The following is a 14,205-nucleotide window of genomic DNA, read 5'->3' as shown; positions in this document are numbered from 1 at the left end:
CCACATGAACCGCACTCCGCTTTCCGCTCTTCTGCTTTCTGCCATTGCCCTGTCCATCGCCGCCTGCAGCAAGCAGGCTCCCGAAGCGCCTGCCGCCCCCGCACCTGCTGCGGTGGAAGCACCGGCTGCAGCCCCGGCGGCCGTCGATCTGTCGGCTGAAACCACCGCCTACAAGACCTGGGTGGAAGGGCAGATCGATACGCTGCTCGCCGACACGCAGAAGTTCGTGGACGCGCTCAAGGCCGGCAAGGTCGATGAGGCGAAGCGCCTGTATGCGCCCACGCGCATGGCCTATGAACGTTCCGAACCCATCGCCGAAAGCTTCGGTGATCTGGATCCGCGCATCGACAACCGCGAGGCCGATCTGGAAAAGGACGAGAAGTGGACCGGCTTCCACCCGATCGAAAAGAGCCTCTGGACCAAGAACACCACCAAGGGAACCGAAGCGCTGGCCGACCAGCTCATCAACGACATCAAGGAACTGCGCGCCAAGATCCCGACCGCCGATGTCACGGGCGAACTGATGGTGCAAGGGGCCGTGGACCTGCTCAACGAGGTATCGACCAGCAAGATCACGGGCGAGGAAGAAATCTTCTCGCACACCGACCTGTACGACTTCAAGGCCAACATCGAGGGCGCCGAGAAGATCTTTGAACTGTTCACGCCGAAGCTGCAGGCCAAACAGCCCGAACTGGTGGCCGAACTGACGGCCAAGTTCCAGGCCGTCAATGAACTCTTGGCGCAGCACAAGGTAGGCGAGGGCTACAAGTCCTACACCGCGCTGACCAAGGACGACACCAAGGCCCTGGCCGAGGCTGTCAACAAGCTGGGCGAGCCCCTGGCGCAAATGGGCGTCATCCTGAAGTAAGCCGGCCATCCGGCATGTCCGTCCGAGGTGGTGGTGTCTGGTGCATCACCACCTTTTTGCATTGAAAACGCCGGTGATCTGCTCTCTCGGCAGGCGTTCGGCCAGAAAGTCCCCATGAATTCCGAAGATCAATCTTTTCCCGTGCCGGCGCGGCGGCATTTCCTGAACCGGCTCGGAGCGGGTTCGGTCGGCCTCGCGGTCGCTGGCGGCCTGATGGCCGCATGCTCCGATCAGAGCCCGCCAGCGGCACCCAGCCCGGCCGCCACCGGGCCCGGTCCGTCGGCCGCGGAAACCGCCGCCGCGGCGCCATACGCTTTTGACGGCGAGCACCAGGCGGGCATCGTCACGCCGGCCCAGCGCCACATCTACTTTCTGGTGCTGGATCTGCACACCAGCGACGTTCAGGAAATGCGCGACGTGTTCAAGCGCTGGACGGACTATGCGCGCCGTCTGACGCGGGGCGACAACATCGCGGCCTATGGCGACAACCCCCATGTGCCGCCGGTGGACACCGGCGAAGCGGACAGCCTGGGCGCCTACCAGCTCACGCTGACCTTCGGCGTGTCGCCGTCGTTCCTGAAAAAGCTGGGTCTGCAGGACCAGTTGCCCGCCGATTTCGTAGACCTGCCGGCGTTCCCGCGCGACCAGATCCGGCCCGTGCTGTCCGGTGGTGACATCTGCATCCAGAGCTGCGCGAACGATCCGCAGGTCGCCTTCCACGCCGTGCGGCAACTGGTGCGCCAGGCGCGTTCGTCGGTGACCATGAAGTGGAGCCAGGCCGGCTTCAACGCCTTCGAACGGGGCGAAGACACGCCGCGCAACCTGTTCGGCTTCCGCGACGGCACGGCCAACCAGGAAACGCTGAAAAAGGCCGACGAATTCATCTGGGTCGACACGCCGAACTGGCTTCAGGGCGGCAGCTACCTGGTGGCACGCAAGATCCAGATGCACCTGGAAACCTGGGACCGCACCAGCCTCAAAGGGCAGGAAGACACCTTCGGGCGCGTGCGCCCCAGTGGTGCTCCCCTGGGCGCGCAGGCCGAGTTCGACGCTCCCGACGTTCAGGCGCGCGACGCCAAGGGCCAATACGTCATTCCCGAGAATTCGCACATGGGCCTGTCCAAGCGGTCGGGCATCCAGTTGCTGCGGCGCTCGTTTTCCTACGCGAGCGGCATCGATCCGGTGACGGGCCAGTTCGACGCCGGGCTGCTTTTCGTCTCGTTCCAGAAGTCGCCCGGCCAGTTCGTCGGCGTGCAGTCGGCGCTCGGCCGCATCGACCGCATGAACGAGTACATCACCCACATCGGCAGCGGGCTGTTTGCCTGCTTCGGCGGTGTCCGGGAGGGGGAATACCTTGGTCAGGCCTTGCTGGAGTCGCCCCGTGCGTAAGGTCTTGAAACCCGGTTTTTCAGGAAGTTGTGTGCTGCGGCTCCTGGCCGCGGCCTGGCTGGCGCTGGCGATGCTGATGGCGGCGCCGCTGGCCCAGGCACAGGACACCGCGTCGCGCTTGCCGGTGAACCACCTGTTCGTCACGCTCTCGGACGCGATGGGCGCGGCCAAGAAGGGCGATGCGCCCACCGCCTCTGCCGAGCTGCTGCGCCTGCGCGAGGATTTCAACCGCCTTGACGCCCGGAATTCCGAAAAGGGCCAGGTGCTGAGCCAGCGGCTTGAAGAGGCGATCGCCCAACCCGCGCCGCCCCAGTTGGCGGCCCTTTCCAGCGCGCTGCTGGCCTTCGAGCAGGAGCAGAACCCGGTCGACTACACGGCCAAGCGGGCAGAGTTCAAGCGCAGGATCACGCCCGCGCTGCAGCAACTGGCGCAATCGATCGCTGGCGCAGCGGCCGGCGACGCGCCCACGCTGCGGGCGGCCTACCAGCGCTTCAACGGTGTCTGGCTCGGCTCGGAACGGGTGGTGCGCAACACCAGCATGGGGCATTACGGCGCGATCGAGACGGCCCTGGCGCTGATGCGGGTGGCGATCGAAACCGAGCCGCTCAACCTGGAGAAGGTGGGGCATCAGGCGGGCCAGTTGCAGCAGGCCATCGACAGCTACCACAGCGGCCAGGCCATGGCGGTGTCCAAGGAGAGGTTCACGCTGGCGGACGGCGTGCGACTGCTGCGCGAGGGGCTGAGCGACTTCGAGGCGGGGCGCCTGCCGGAAGGGCAGGACAAGCTGACACGCTTCATCGAGATCTGGCCGGTCATCGAGGGTGAGGTCAGCACCCGCGCGCCCGATCTGTACCGCCGCGTCGAAAGCCAGGTGCCGGTGGTGCTGGCCCACGCCGCCCAGCCAGCGCAACAGCAGCAACTGCAGGCGCTGATCGACGAGCTGGCGCAGATCGACCCGCAAGCCCGCTACACCGCGATCGACGCGATGCTGATCCTGCTGCGCGAAGGCCTGGAAGCGCTGCTGATCGTCATGGCGCTGGTGAGTGCCCTCAACGTCGCGCGCCAGGACGCCGGCAAGAAGTGGATCTATGGCGGCGTACTGGCCGGGCTGGTGGCCAGCGTGCTGGGCGCCGTGGCCCTGCAGCGCCTGTTCCCGGTGGCCACCGCCGGCAGCAACCGCGAAATGATCGAAGGCGTGGTGGGTGTGTTCACCGTGCTGATGATGCTGATGGTGGGCGCCTGGCTGCACAGCAAATCCAGCCTGCAGGCCTGGAACCGCTACATCCAGCGCCACATGGGCCGGGCCTTGACGACCGGCAGCCTGGTGTCGCTGTTCGGGCTGAGCTTCCTGTCGGTGTTCCGCGAAGGCGCTGAAACCATCCTGTTCTACGCCGGCATCCTGCCCAAGATCAGCGCGCAGGACTTCCTGAGCGGCATCCTGATGGCCGTGGCCTTGCTGGCGCTCATCGCGGTGGTGCTGTTCCGGACCAGCTACCGGCTGCCGATTGCCCGCATGTTCAAGGTCCTGACCTGGGTCATCTACGCCCTGGGCTTCAAGATCCTGGGGGTGAGCCTGCACGCGCTGCAACTCACGGGCCATTTGCGCATGACCTCGTTGCAGGCGCCGTGGCTGGAAAGCCCGGCGCTGGGCCTGTACCCGACGCGCGAAACCCTGCTCGCGCAAGCGGTCTACATCGTGGTGATCGTGGCGATCCAGGTCGTCATCAGCCGCAGCCACACCCACCACCCGGCGGGGGCCGCTTCCCGACCGCAGCAGAAGCCGGTCGCCTGAGCCCAGTCACCAGGATCAGGACCGGGGCGTTGCCTGCGCCCCGGTCCTGCACGGGTTTTGGGCCCTCACTGTGCGCGGGGGTCGGGTGGTGGGCTACAGTCGGGCCCCGATGAAATCCCCGCCGTCTGCCCTGTCCACCGCCCACAGCGCCCCGGAACACTGGCGCACCGACACCCGCGACCCGGTGGCGGTGCTCGACATTCCCGGCCTCAATCACCGGGTCCGCGTGTTTGACGTGGACGCCAGCCTGCTGGTGGACGTGCCGGCTGCCGTGGGCGAGGACGTCTGGCTGGAGCTGTCGGTCGAGGTCGACAGCCGGCGCCAGTGGAGCCGGCGGATCCCGGCGCACAACCCCGGTCAGACCGATGGGCTGGACTATCACCAGCGGCTTCGGCTCGAAGCCGGGCAGGGCATCCGCATTCGCGCTCAGGCGGTGGTGAAAGGGGTGACCATTCGCCAGTTGCTGCTGGAAGCGAGGGAGGAGCTGTGATGAACACGGAGTGGCAAAAGCTGGGCTGGAGCGCGGCGCTGGCGGCGCAATGGGCGCGCTGGCCCGACGCCAGTGCCCTGGCGCCAGCCCGCGTGGTGGCTGTGGATCGCGACCGCTTGGTGCTGACGGACGGCAGCGCTCCCTTCTCGGCCCGCTTGTCGGGCAGCTTCGTGTTCCATCAGCCAGACCCGGCGCAGTGGCCCTGTGTGGGCGATTGGGTGCTGGTGGCGCGCGGTGGCCGCGATGACGGTGAGGGCCTGATCCAGGCGGTGCTGGAGCGGCGCACGGTGCTGCGCCGGCGTGGCGTCGGAGGCATGGGCGAGGTGCAGCTGATCGCGGCCAACGTGGACACCGTGGTCATCGTGCAGTCCTGCCATTTCGATTTCAACCCGAACCGGCTCGAACGCTACCTGGTCATGGTGCGCGACGGCGGAGCCCAGCCCTGGGTGCTGCTGACCAAGACCGACCTGGTCACACCGGAGGAACTGGCCGCGCAGCTGGCGCAGATTCATGCCATGGGCGTCGATGCGCCGGTCATGACCCTGAGCCAGCTCTCGCAGGATGGGGTGGAGGCGTTCCGTGCTAGCCTGCTGTCGGGCCAGACCTACTGTTTCGTGGGCTCATCGGGGGTGGGCAAGAGCACCTTGATCAATGCCTTGTTGGGGCGCAGCGCGCAGCTCACGGCGGTGGTGAGCCACACCGGGGAGGGGCGGCACACCACGGTGCGGCGCGAACTCGTGGCGCTGGACAACGGTGCGTTGGTGATCGACAACCCGGGCATGCGGGCGTTCGGCCTGATCGATGCCGACGTGGAGGCCGGTGGCAGCTTCTCGGACATCACGCGTCGCGCCGCCGACTGCCGCTATGCGGATTGCAGCCACAGCGGCGAGCCGGGCTGCGCGGTGCGCGCCGCGGTCCAGGCTGGCGAGATCGAGCCCGGCCACCTCGCCAACTACCTCAAGCTGCGCGAGGAGAATGCCTTCTACGAGCTGTCGTCCGCCGGGCGGCGGCAGAAGGACAAGGCCTTCGGCAAGTACGTCAAGTCGGCCAAGAAGAGTTTCTCGCGCGCGCACGACGATGACTGAGTGATGACGCCCGCTCCTGCCACAGCTGGCCATAATGGGCGACCCTTTTCAGGAGACCAGAGATGACCGAACGTACGGGAGGCTGCTTGTGCGGCCAGGTTCGTTTCCGGCTGACGGCCGAGCCCATCGCCTCGCGCGTCTGCTGGTGCAAGGACTGTCAGCGGATTGCCTCGAACGGCACCGTCAACCTGATCGTGCCGACGGCTGCCATGGAGATCAGCGGCAACCTCGGCGAATACACCCGCACGGCCGACAGCGGCAACCAGGTCATCCGGCGCTTCTGTCCGCAGTGCGGCACGCAGTTGTTCGCCGATTCGACGGGCCGTGTCGGGGCGACGGTGGTGCGGGTCGGAACGCTGGACGATCCGTCCTCGGTTCGTCCGAGCGCCAACATCTGGAGTTCGAGCGCTCCCGCATGGGCCTGTCTGGACTCGGCGCTGGAGCGCGTCGAGCGTCAGCCCGGGCCGCCGCCGGCCAAGGCCGGCTGAGGTCCGCAGCGAGGCCCGCGCCGGATCAGGCGTTGGTGGTCGGCCGGGTCCGGTAGAAGGTGACCGGGCTCGCCGGCACGGCGTTCATCACGCTGCGCTTGATCTTGCCAACCACGTGCATCTCGCAGGGTTTGCAGTCGAAGCGCAGAGTCAGCTTTTCCTTGCCATTGATCAGTTGCATGGGCTCGGCGCGCACCGTGCCCTGCACGCCGGTCACGCCCTTGGCCTGTTTGGGGCAGAGGCTGAGGCTGAAGCGCACGCAGTGCTTGGTGATCATCAGGCTGACTTCGCCTTCTTCCTCGTGGCTTTCGTAGGCGGCGGCGATGACCTTGACACCGTGCTTCGCGTAGAAGTCGCGTGCCTTGTGGTTGAACACGTTGGCCAGGTAGGTGAGGGTGTCTTCCGGGTAGTTGACGGGCGGCTCCACCGGTTTGGCGCGTGGCAGGCGGTGCCAGGCTGCGGCACGGGCGGTCTCCAGCCGTTCCACCGCCTCGCGGCGCAGAGCGTTGAGCTGCGATGCGGGCACGAAACGCGGGCCGCCCAGGTTCAGCACCACGTCCAGTGGCTGGAACAGCGTGTCGCCCAGGCGGGAGAGGTTTTCGCGCAGCTTGGCCTCGGCCTGGCTCGGGTCCCTGGCGTCCTGCGGGGTGCCGGGCAGGCGAGCGCTGCCGCTGTGGCCGTCTTCGTCGGTGACCGTCAGGGTCAGGCCTTCAGCGGTTTCGTCCAGCCGCAGCCAGGCGCCAATGTTGCGCTCGGCGGATTTCCGCTCCAGCCCGCGCACCCAGTCCATGTCGCGGTTGCGGTTGACCTGCACGCCCTTGCGCAGGTCTTTGAAGCCTTCCATCGGGTCCTTCGGGAACACGCGCCACAGGCCTTTCCTGTTCACCGCTTCGGCGCGGTTGATCTGCAGGCCGACCAGCTCTTTCTGCAGGTCCAGGTAGCACAGGCCGTCACCGTTGTGGAGCACGGTGTCGGCGTCGTTCACCTGGAGTTCGACAAAGTTGGGGCCGGTGGCGGTCACGTAACCGATGGGGCGACCCGGGTTCTTGGGCGTGTCGAAGGCGCCGATGTCGTCTTTGCGCCCCTGCACGAAGTAGTCGGTGAACTCGCGATTGAAGTTCTGGTCCGGATCGGGCTGGAAGTGGAAGGTGCATTCGCCGCTGCTGGCGCGGGCGAGTTCGGGTCGCTCCTCCAGGATCTCGTCCAGCAACACGCGGTAATGCGCGGTGATGTTCTTGACGTAGGCCATGTCTTTGTAGCGGCCTTCGATCTTGAAGCTGCGCACGCCGGCGTCGATGATCTCGCGCAGGTTGTTGCTCTGGTTGTTGTCCTTCATCGAGAGCACGTGCTTGTCGTGCGCCACGATGCGGCCCTGGCTGTCCTTGACCTCGTAGGGCAGGCGGCAGGCCTGTGAACAGTCGCCGCGATTGGCGCTGCGTCCGGTGTGGGCGTGGCTGATGAAGCACTGGCCGCTGTAGGCCACGCACAGCGCGCCGTGCACGAAGAATTCGAGGATGGCGCGGCCGGGCGCGTCCTTCGGGCCCAGCGCGGCGTCGATGGCGGCGATCTGCTGCAGCGTCAGCTCGCGCGCCAGCACGATCTGGCTCAGGCCAGCGTCCTGCAGGAAACGGGCTTTTTCGGGCGTGCGGATGTCGGTCTGCGTGCTGGCGTGCAACTGGATCGGCGGCAAGTCGATTTCCAGCAGACCCATGTCCTGGACGATCAGCGCGTCCACGCCCGCGTCATAGAGCTGCCAGGCGAGCTTGCGCGCTGGTTCCAGTTCGTCGTCGCGCAGGATGGTGTTGAGCGTGACGAAGATGCGGCTGTTGAAGCGGTGGGCGTAGGCGGCGAGGCGCGCGATGTCGGCCACGCTGTTGTCGGCGCTGGTGCGGGCGCCGAAAGACGGCCCCCCGATGTAGACCGCGTCGGCCCCATGGTTCACGGCCTCGATGCCGATGTCGGCATCGCGGGCAGGGGCGAGCAGTTCAAGGTGGTGGGGCAGCATGGCGAGCGGGCAGAATCGGGGGCGAACGTCGAACCCGATATTGTCCCGGAGATCGCCCATGTCTGCATCCCCAACCCTTTCGGCCACCGCCATCGTCCTGGTTCATGGCTCCTGGCACGGAGCCTGGTGCTGGAAGCGTGTGCTGCCGCTGCTGCGTGGCGCCGGCGTGGAGACGCACGCGGTCACGCTCACTGGCGTGGGCGAGCGCGCCCACCTGCTCGGCCCCGACGTGGGCATCGACACCCACATCCAGGACGTGATCGGCCTGATCACGACCGAAGAGCTGCAGCGCGTGGTGCTGGTGGGGCACAGCTACGCCGGCAACCTGATCACCTGCGTGGCCGATCGCCTGCAGCGCTCGCACCCCGGCCTGTTGCGGCACCTGGTCTATCTGGACGCCGGCATTCCCACGCCGGGCAGCAGTTGGAGCACGCCGCACAGCCCCGAAACCGTGGCCAGACGCGTGGCCGAGGCCCAGGCCAGCGGCGGGCTGAGCTTTCCACCACCCGACGCCAGCGTGTTTGGCCTCAGCGGTGCCGACCGCGACTGGGTCAATCGCCGCCAGACACCGCAGCCGTTCCGCCTCTACCAGGAGCCGCTGGACTTCGACCCGGCCCGGGTCTGGGCCATACCGCACAGCTTCATCGATTGCACCCACCCGCCGCTGCCCACCATCGATGCGGCGCGTCGGCGCGTGCGCAGCGAACCGGGCTGGAAGGTGTATGAACTGGCCACGGGGCACGACCCGATGGTCAGCGCGCCGCGGGAGTTGGCGCAGTTGCTGCTGACGGTGCACCACCAGGCTTCCCGGGCATGACCGCGGCGCGGGGAGCCGGGCGCCTTGACCGCATCGACATCCTGCGGTCGCTGGCGATGTTGTGGATGACGGTCTACCACTTCTGTTACGACCTCGACCACTTCGGCCTGATCGACGCCAGCTTTTCGCGCGATCCGTTCTGGTACGTGCAGCGGACCGCCATCGTCGGCCTATTCGTGTTCACCGCCGGGCTGTCGCAGGCGGTGGCGCACCACGCCGGCCTGGGCTGGCCGCGGTTCTGGCGCCGCTGGGCCCAGGTGACGGCGGGGGCGCTGCTGGTGACGGCGGGCTCGGCGCTGATGTTCCCTGACAGCTTCATCTACTTCGGCATCCTGCACGGCATGGCCGCCATGCTGATCGTGGCGCGCCTGACCGCGGGCTGGGGCGGCTGGCTCTGGCCGCTGGGCGCGCTGGCCATCGCGGCCAAATTCGCCGCACCGGCCGTGATCACCGCGTGGCCGACGCTGACCTGGCTGAACCAGCCGGGCTGGAACGCGCTGGGCTTCGTCAGCCGCCTGCCGGTGACCCAGGACTACGTGCCGTTGCTGCCGTGGCTCGGCGCCATGTGGTGGGGCCTGGCGGCCGGACACTGGGCGTTGCGGCACCGGCCGCAGTGGCTGGGCGCAGCCGATGCGCCGGCCACCGGGCCGCGCCGCGCCCTGGCCACCTGGGGCCGCTGGAGCCTGAGTTACTACCTGGTGCACCAGCCGGTGCTCATTGGCCTGGTGGGCGGCGCGGTCTGGCTGTTCCGCTGAAACAACCCTGGCGGGCCCGTGGCCCATTCGTGCCGAGAGGCGAGGGCGGCTGCGGGTAGGGAAGATCAGGCGCGCGCCACGATGGCCGCCAGCACCTCGTCGAGCGACCCCAGCAACTGCGCCACATGCTCGGGCGTGGTCACCGGGCTGACCAGCATCATGTTGTGGAAGGGCGTGATCAGCACGCCCCGGTTGAGCAGGCCCAGGTGGATCAGGTGTTCCAGTTCGGGGTCCATCACGCGGTCGGCCTCGGTGCCGTTCTTCGGTGGCTCGGCGCAGAACTGGAACTCCACGCGCGCGCCCACCTGGGTCACGCACCAGGGCAACTGGTGGCGGGCGATCACGGCACGGATGCCGTCGGCCAGGCGCTCGGCCAGCGCCAGCATGTGGGCGTAGGCGGCTTCGGTCATCACTTCGGACAGCGCCGCGCGCATGGCGGCCATGGCCAGCATGTTGCCGGTGAGCGTGGTGCCGATGCCGCTGTGCCCGGGCGGCGCCTGGCGCTTGGCCTGGACCGCGCGGTCGGCCAGCGCCGCACTCATGCCGTACACGGCACTGGGCAGGCCGCCGGCCACCGGTTTGCCCATCACCACGGCGTCGGCATCGATGCCGTGCGCCCGGGCGTGACCGCCCGGGCCGGTGCTGATGCAGTGGGTTTCGTCCATCACCAGCAAGCTGCCATGGCGGTGGATGAGCGCTTGGGCGGCGCGCCAGAAGCCCGGTTCGGGCAGCACCATGCCGATGTTGGTCATGACCGGTTCGGCCAGCACGCAGGCCACGTCGCCGTTGGCCAGAGCGGCTTCCAGCGCCGGCAGGTCGTTGAATTCGACGACCACCGTGTGTTCCAGCAGGTTGTGCACCTGGCCCAGCAGGCTGTCGCGCTGCACCGGCTGGCCTTCGACCAGGTCGACGAACACGTCTTCGATGGTGCCGTGGTAACAGCCGTTGAACACCAGGATCTTCTTGCGACCCGTGGCCGCACGGATCCAGCGCACGATGTAGCGGTTGGCGTCGGTCGCGCTGAGCGCGAACTGCCAGTAGGGCAGGCCGAAACGGCCGGCCAGCAGCCGGCCGACTTCGGCCGCGTCCTGCGTGGCCAGCATGGTGGTGTACCCGCGGGCGGCCTGGTGCTGTACGGCCGCGGCCACGGGCGGGGGCGCATGGCCGAACATGGCGCCCGTGTCACCCAGGCAGAAGTCCACCAGCGTATGGCTGTCCACATCGACCACGTCGACGCCGGTTGCGTGCTCCACGTGCAGGGCAAAGGGCGTGCCCCAGTCGTTCATCCAGTGCAGCGGCACCCCGAACAGCAGGTGTTCGGCCGCCTGGCGGGCCAGCACCGCCGACGCGGGGTTGCGCTGGACGTAGTCCTCGCGTTCGGCGGCCATGAAGCGGGTGGCCCGGTTCCAGTCCAGGCCGCGGCGCCCGGGGCGCCGGTCGGGCGCTGCCGGGCCTGGGCTTTCGGTGCTGGCATTGCCATCCATGGGACATCTCCTCCGGTTTTGGGGCAGTTGGGTCCACTTTAGGAGGCTTTGCAGGGGCCGATGGAGCCACCTGCCCCGTGACATGGCGAGCCACTGGTCGCACAGCGCAAAAAAAACGCGCCCGGAGGGCGCGTCGGTGCGGATGCGGGAAGCGCTTATTGCACCTTGGCCTTTTCGCGCAGGTTGCGCTGGAATTCGGCCATCTTTTGCTGGCTCAGCTGCTGGGCGATCTCGGCCTTGACCTCTTCCAGCTTGGGCAGTTGGGCCTGGCGGACGTCGTCCACGCGGATCACGTGCCAGCCGAACTGGCTCTTGACCGGGGCCTCGGTCATCTGGCCCTTGTCGAGCTTGACCATGGCTTCCGAGAATTCGGTCACGTAGCTGGCGGCGTTGGCCCAGTCGAGATCGCCGCCGTTGGCGCCGGAGCCCGGGTCCTTGGATTTCTGCTTGGCCAGGTCTTCGAACTTGGCGCCACCCTTGATGGCCGCGATCAGGGCCTTGGCCTCGTCTTCCTTTTCCACCAGGATGTGGCGGGCACGGTATTCCTTGCCGCTGTTGGCGGCGGCGAACTTGTCGTATTCGGCCTGGATGTCGGCGTCGGTGACCGGGTTCTTCTTCTGCCAGTCGGCGAACAGCGTGCGGATCAGGATGGTCTGGCGCGCCAGTTCCATCTGGGTTTTGTATTCCGCCGTGGCGGCAACGCCCCGTTTCTGCGCTTCCTGCATGAAGATTTCGCGCAGGATGGCTTCTTCCTTGACGCGCTCGCGCAGTTCGTCGGTCACCGGCTGGCCCGAGGCCTCGATCTGCTGGACCAGGGCGTCGACACGCGCGGACGGAACGGGTTTGCCATTGACGATGGCGACGTTCTGCGCAGCGGCCCAGGGAGCGACGCAGATCAGGGCGGCCGCGGTCAGGGCCGACAGGGTTGCTTTCATGAAGATCCTCGAAGGGGAATGGAAAACGGGTTGGATGCCGGACGCGGGCGCAAGTTGCAGGCTCAGGTCGGAAGAGTGCGCGGAACCGTGGTGGGTCTCAGGAGCGGGTGTGCGGCCGGATTTCGATGGCCAAGGCGTGCAGCCCGGCCTCGGTGAAAGAACGCAGCGCATCATACACAAGGCGGTGCTGGGCCACGCGCGAGTGGCCGTCGAAGGCGGGCCCGCCGATGCGCACCCGGAAATGGGTGCCATAACCCAGACCGTTGGCGCCCGCGTGGCCGGCGTGGGCAGCGCTCTCGTCGATCACTTCCAGCTCCGTGGGCGCCAGGGCCGCGCGCAGGGTGGCTTCGATGGCGTCGGTGGTCGGCACCACCGGATGCACGGCGGGCGTGCTCATGAGGAAGACCCCGGCTCGCCGTCCCGATCCTTGAGGTGGGGCGCGATGTACAGGCCCTGGCCGACGATGAAGATCACCGGGAAGGCATAACCCCAGAGCTTGAAATTCACCCAGGCCTCGGTGCTGTAGAACGCCGCCACCCAGGCGTTGATGCCGGCCATGAACAGGAAGTAGGCGACCCAGATCAGCGTCAGCCGGGCCCAGACGGCGTCGGGCAGGCGCAGTTGGCTGCCCAGCAGGATCTGCAGGAAGTTCTTCTTCCAGATCCACAGCGCGGCGGCCAGCACGATGGCCATGCTGGCGTAGAGCACCGTGGGTTTCCACTTGATGAAGCGTTCATCGTGCAGGGCCAGGGTCAGCACGCCGAACACGATCACCAGCACCAGCGTCACCTTGTGCAGGGTCTGGAGCTTGCGGTCGACGGCGTAGATCAGGCCGGTCTGCACGACCGTGGCGGCCATCAGCACCGCCGTGGCCACGTAGATGTCGTACAGCTTGTACGCGGCCACGAACAGGCCGATGGGGAAAAAGTCGATGAGAAGCCGCATGGGCGGAATTATCCCTGCTTGCCGGGCCCCGGGTCCGCGCCGGGTTTTGGCCGGGGCCGTGGAACTCCCGGCCCCGGCCGCGGTCCACCCGGGGCCTACCTTCCTGGAGCGTTTGACACCATGACCCCGAAAGAACAGCAAGCCCTTCTGACCTTGGCCCTGCTGGCCGCGTTTGCCGATGCGCACAAGGCCGACAGCGAACGCGAGGCCATCCGGCGCATGGCCGAGAACCTGGGCCACGAAGGGGGCGCCAGCCTGGCGGGCCTGTATCAGGACGTTCTGTTGCGGCGCACTGGCATGGACGACGCAGTGGCCGACCTTGGCGACGAAGGCCAGCGCCAGCTGGCGTACGAAATGGCCGTTTGCGTGTGCGATGCCGACGGGCGCCAGAGCCCGGCCGAAACGGCGTTTCTTGCCACGCTGCGCCAGCGTCTGGGTCTGAGCGAGCAGGCGGCTGCCGCAGCGCAGAGCGCCGATGCCCTGGCCGAAGCCGCCGAGCGCAGCGCGCCGGCCCAGGCTGTGCCGGCCGAGGTGGTGGCGCTGGTGCCTGCGGCCACCCTCGTCACCGACAACGGGGTGGGCAGCGAAACCGCCAACCCTGCAGACCCGGCCCGCGACGCCGCGCTGGACCAGTCCATCCTCAACCACGCCTTGCTGACCGGGGCGCTGGAGCTGTTGCCGCAGTCCTGGGCCTCGATGGCCATCATTCCGCTGCAGGTCAAGATGGTCTATGCCGTGGGCAAGGCGCATGGCGTGGAACTGGACCAAGGTCACATCAAGGAATTCATCGCGGCCGCCGGGGTCGGCATCACCTCGCAGTACATCGAACAGTTCGGCCGCAAGCTCATCGGCGGCCTGCTGGGCAAGGCCCTGGGGCGCACCGTGGGCGGCTTGGGCCGCGCGGCCACGGGCGTGGCGTTTTCCTTTGCCACCACCTATGCGCTGGGCCAGGTGGCCAAGCGGTACTACGCCGGCGGACGGGTCATGAGCACGGCCTTGCTGCAACAGACCTTCCAGGACCTGCTGGGGCCGGCCAAACAGTTGCAGAACCGCTACCTGCCGCAGATCGAGCAGACGGCCCGCGGGCTCGACGCCGGCAAGGTCATGGCCATGGTCCGGGGTGGGGTCTGAGGCCGGCGGGCGTTGCGTCCG

The 14,205-nt window shown here is 67.6% G+C and carries 14 protein-coding genes; 9 read left to right on the top strand and 5 right to left on the bottom strand.

Translation table 11 applies throughout. The features are described 5' to 3' along the window. Positions 1–4: 4 nt before the first annotated feature. The 6 genes from efeO (at position 5) to L0977_RS19235 (ending at position 6,112) form a co-directional block, all read left to right on the top strand. Positions 5–868: an iron uptake system protein EfeO gene (efeO, locus tag L0977_RS19260; protein ID WP_234266482.1), complete on the top strand. Its 864-nt coding sequence runs from the start codon at positions 5–7 to the stop codon at positions 866–868. A 114-nt stretch (positions 869–982) separates the two neighbouring features. Next, positions 983–2,257: an iron uptake transporter deferrochelatase/peroxidase subunit gene (gene efeB / locus L0977_RS19255; protein WP_234266481.1), complete on the top strand. Its 1,275-nt coding sequence runs from the start codon at positions 983–985 to the stop codon at positions 2,255–2,257. Positions 2,258–2,288: 31 nt separating this feature from the next. Next, on the top strand, positions 2,289–4,049 hold the full coding sequence (locus L0977_RS19250) for an FTR1 family iron permease (protein ID WP_234266480.1): 1,761 nt from the start codon (positions 2,289–2,291) through the stop codon (positions 4,047–4,049). Between the two features lie 109 nt (positions 4,050–4,158). Then, on the top strand, positions 4,159–4,539 hold the full coding sequence (locus L0977_RS19245) for a hypothetical protein (RefSeq protein WP_234266479.1): 381 nt from the start codon (positions 4,159–4,161) through the stop codon (positions 4,537–4,539). Continuing rightward, on the top strand, positions 4,539–5,624 hold the full coding sequence (rsgA, locus tag L0977_RS19240) for a ribosome small subunit-dependent GTPase A (protein WP_234266478.1): 1,086 nt from the start codon (positions 4,539–4,541) through the stop codon (positions 5,622–5,624). The genes L0977_RS19245 and rsgA overlap by 1 nt, the downstream gene beginning before the upstream one ends. 62 nt (positions 5,625–5,686) lie before the next feature. Continuing rightward, positions 5,687–6,112 (top strand): GFA family protein, encoded by a 426-nt coding sequence (locus L0977_RS19235; RefSeq protein ID WP_234266477.1) that lies wholly within the window; start codon positions 5,687–5,689, stop codon positions 6,110–6,112. 25 nt (positions 6,113–6,137) lie between these two features. On the opposite strand, the gene L0977_RS19230 is transcribed toward L0977_RS19235, so the two are convergent. Beyond that, a complete protein-coding gene (locus L0977_RS19230) occupies positions 6,138–8,117 on the bottom strand; it encodes a peptidase U32 family protein (protein WP_234266534.1) in 1,980 nt (659 codons plus the stop codon). Positions 8,118–8,175: 58 nt separating this feature from the next. Here L0977_RS19230 and L0977_RS19225 point away from each other — a divergent pair, with 58 nt between their 5' ends. Both L0977_RS19225 and L0977_RS19220 read left to right on the top strand, forming a co-directional pair. Then, positions 8,176–8,934 carry an alpha/beta fold hydrolase gene (locus L0977_RS19225; protein WP_234266476.1) on the top strand — a complete coding sequence of 253 codons (759 nt, stop codon included), beginning with the start codon at positions 8,176–8,178 and terminating at the stop codon, positions 8,932–8,934. Beyond that, the gene (locus tag L0977_RS19220; protein WP_234266475.1) at positions 8,931–9,689 is read left to right on the top strand and encodes a heparan-alpha-glucosaminide N-acetyltransferase; all 759 of its coding nucleotides are present in this window, start codon (positions 8,931–8,933) and stop codon (positions 9,687–9,689) included. The genes L0977_RS19225 and L0977_RS19220 overlap by 4 nt, the downstream gene beginning before the upstream one ends. Before the next feature lie 65 nt (positions 9,690–9,754). Here the strand turns inward: L0977_RS19220 and L0977_RS19215 are convergent, their stop codons facing one another. The 4 genes from L0977_RS19215 to L0977_RS19200 all read right to left on the bottom strand — a co-directional run bounded on the left by L0977_RS19215 (position 9,755) and on the right by L0977_RS19200 (position 13,053). Then, positions 9,755–11,173, bottom strand: coding sequence for an aspartate aminotransferase family protein (locus L0977_RS19215; RefSeq protein WP_267966514.1), 1,419 nt, complete (start codon positions 11,171–11,173; stop codon positions 9,755–9,757). Positions 11,174–11,328: 155 nt separating this feature from the next. Beyond that, positions 11,329–12,108: a peptidylprolyl isomerase gene (locus L0977_RS19210; protein ID WP_234266474.1), complete on the bottom strand. Its 780-nt coding sequence runs from the start codon at positions 12,106–12,108 to the stop codon at positions 11,329–11,331. Positions 12,109–12,205: 97 nt separating this feature from the next. After that, positions 12,206–12,505 carry a BolA family protein gene (locus L0977_RS19205; RefSeq protein ID WP_234266473.1) on the bottom strand — a complete coding sequence of 100 codons (300 nt, stop codon included), beginning with the start codon at positions 12,503–12,505 and terminating at the stop codon, positions 12,206–12,208. Continuing rightward, complete coding sequence (locus tag L0977_RS19200; RefSeq protein ID WP_234266472.1) at positions 12,502–13,053, bottom strand: septation protein A; 552 nt, start codon at positions 13,051–13,053, stop codon at positions 12,502–12,504. Before L0977_RS19200 ends, L0977_RS19205 begins: the two co-directional genes overlap by 4 nt. A gap of 120 nt (positions 13,054–13,173) precedes the next feature. Between L0977_RS19200 and L0977_RS19195 the strand changes: the two genes are divergently transcribed. Next, positions 13,174–14,184, top strand: coding sequence for a TerB family tellurite resistance protein (locus L0977_RS19195; protein WP_234266471.1), 1,011 nt, complete (start codon positions 13,174–13,176; stop codon positions 14,182–14,184). The last annotated feature ends 21 nt before the right edge of the window (positions 14,185–14,205 follow it).

The sequence above is a fragment of the Hydrogenophaga sp. NFH-34 genome, from assembly GCF_021401345.1.
GTDB lineage: Bacteria > Pseudomonadota > Gammaproteobacteria > Burkholderiales > Burkholderiaceae_C > Hydrogenophaga > Hydrogenophaga electricum.
The sequence above is the reverse complement of the archived record's forward strand: the minus strand, read 5'-3'. Positions and strand labels throughout refer to the sequence as shown.

Excerpts from the sequence above, each read along its gene's own strand:
- efeO (WP_234266482.1), top strand. The coding sequence starts at position 5 with ATGAACCGCACTCCGCTTTCCGCTCTTCTGCTTTCTGCCATTGCCCTG.
- efeB (WP_234266481.1), top strand. The coding sequence starts at position 983 with ATGAATTCCGAAGATCAATCTTTTCCCGTGCCGGCGCGGCGGCATTTC.
- L0977_RS19245 (WP_234266479.1), top strand. The coding sequence starts at position 4,159 with ATGAAATCCCCGCCGTCTGCCCTGTCCACCGCCCACAGCGCCCCGGAA.
- rsgA (WP_234266478.1), top strand. The coding sequence starts at position 4,539 with ATGAACACGGAGTGGCAAAAGCTGGGCTGGAGCGCGGCGCTGGCGGCG.
- L0977_RS19235 (WP_234266477.1), top strand. The coding sequence starts at position 5,687 with ATGACCGAACGTACGGGAGGCTGCTTGTGCGGCCAGGTTCGTTTCCGG.
- L0977_RS19230 (WP_234266534.1), bottom strand. The coding sequence starts at position 8,117 with ATGCTGCCCCACCACCTTGAACTGCTCGCCCCTGCCCGCGATGCCGAC.
- L0977_RS19225 (WP_234266476.1), top strand. The coding sequence starts at position 8,176 with ATGTCTGCATCCCCAACCCTTTCGGCCACCGCCATCGTCCTGGTTCAT.
- L0977_RS19220 (WP_234266475.1), top strand. The coding sequence starts at position 8,931 with ATGACCGCGGCGCGGGGAGCCGGGCGCCTTGACCGCATCGACATCCTG.
- L0977_RS19215 (WP_267966514.1), bottom strand. The coding sequence starts at position 11,173 with ATGGATGGCAATGCCAGCACCGAAAGCCCAGGCCCGGCAGCGCCCGAC.
- L0977_RS19210 (WP_234266474.1), bottom strand. The coding sequence starts at position 12,108 with ATGAAAGCAACCCTGTCGGCCCTGACCGCGGCCGCCCTGATCTGCGTC.
- L0977_RS19205 (WP_234266473.1), bottom strand. The coding sequence starts at position 12,505 with ATGAGCACGCCCGCCGTGCATCCGGTGGTGCCGACCACCGACGCCATC.
- L0977_RS19200 (WP_234266472.1), bottom strand. The coding sequence starts at position 13,053 with ATGCGGCTTCTCATCGACTTTTTCCCCATCGGCCTGTTCGTGGCCGCG.
- L0977_RS19195 (WP_234266471.1), top strand. The coding sequence starts at position 13,174 with ATGACCCCGAAAGAACAGCAAGCCCTTCTGACCTTGGCCCTGCTGGCC.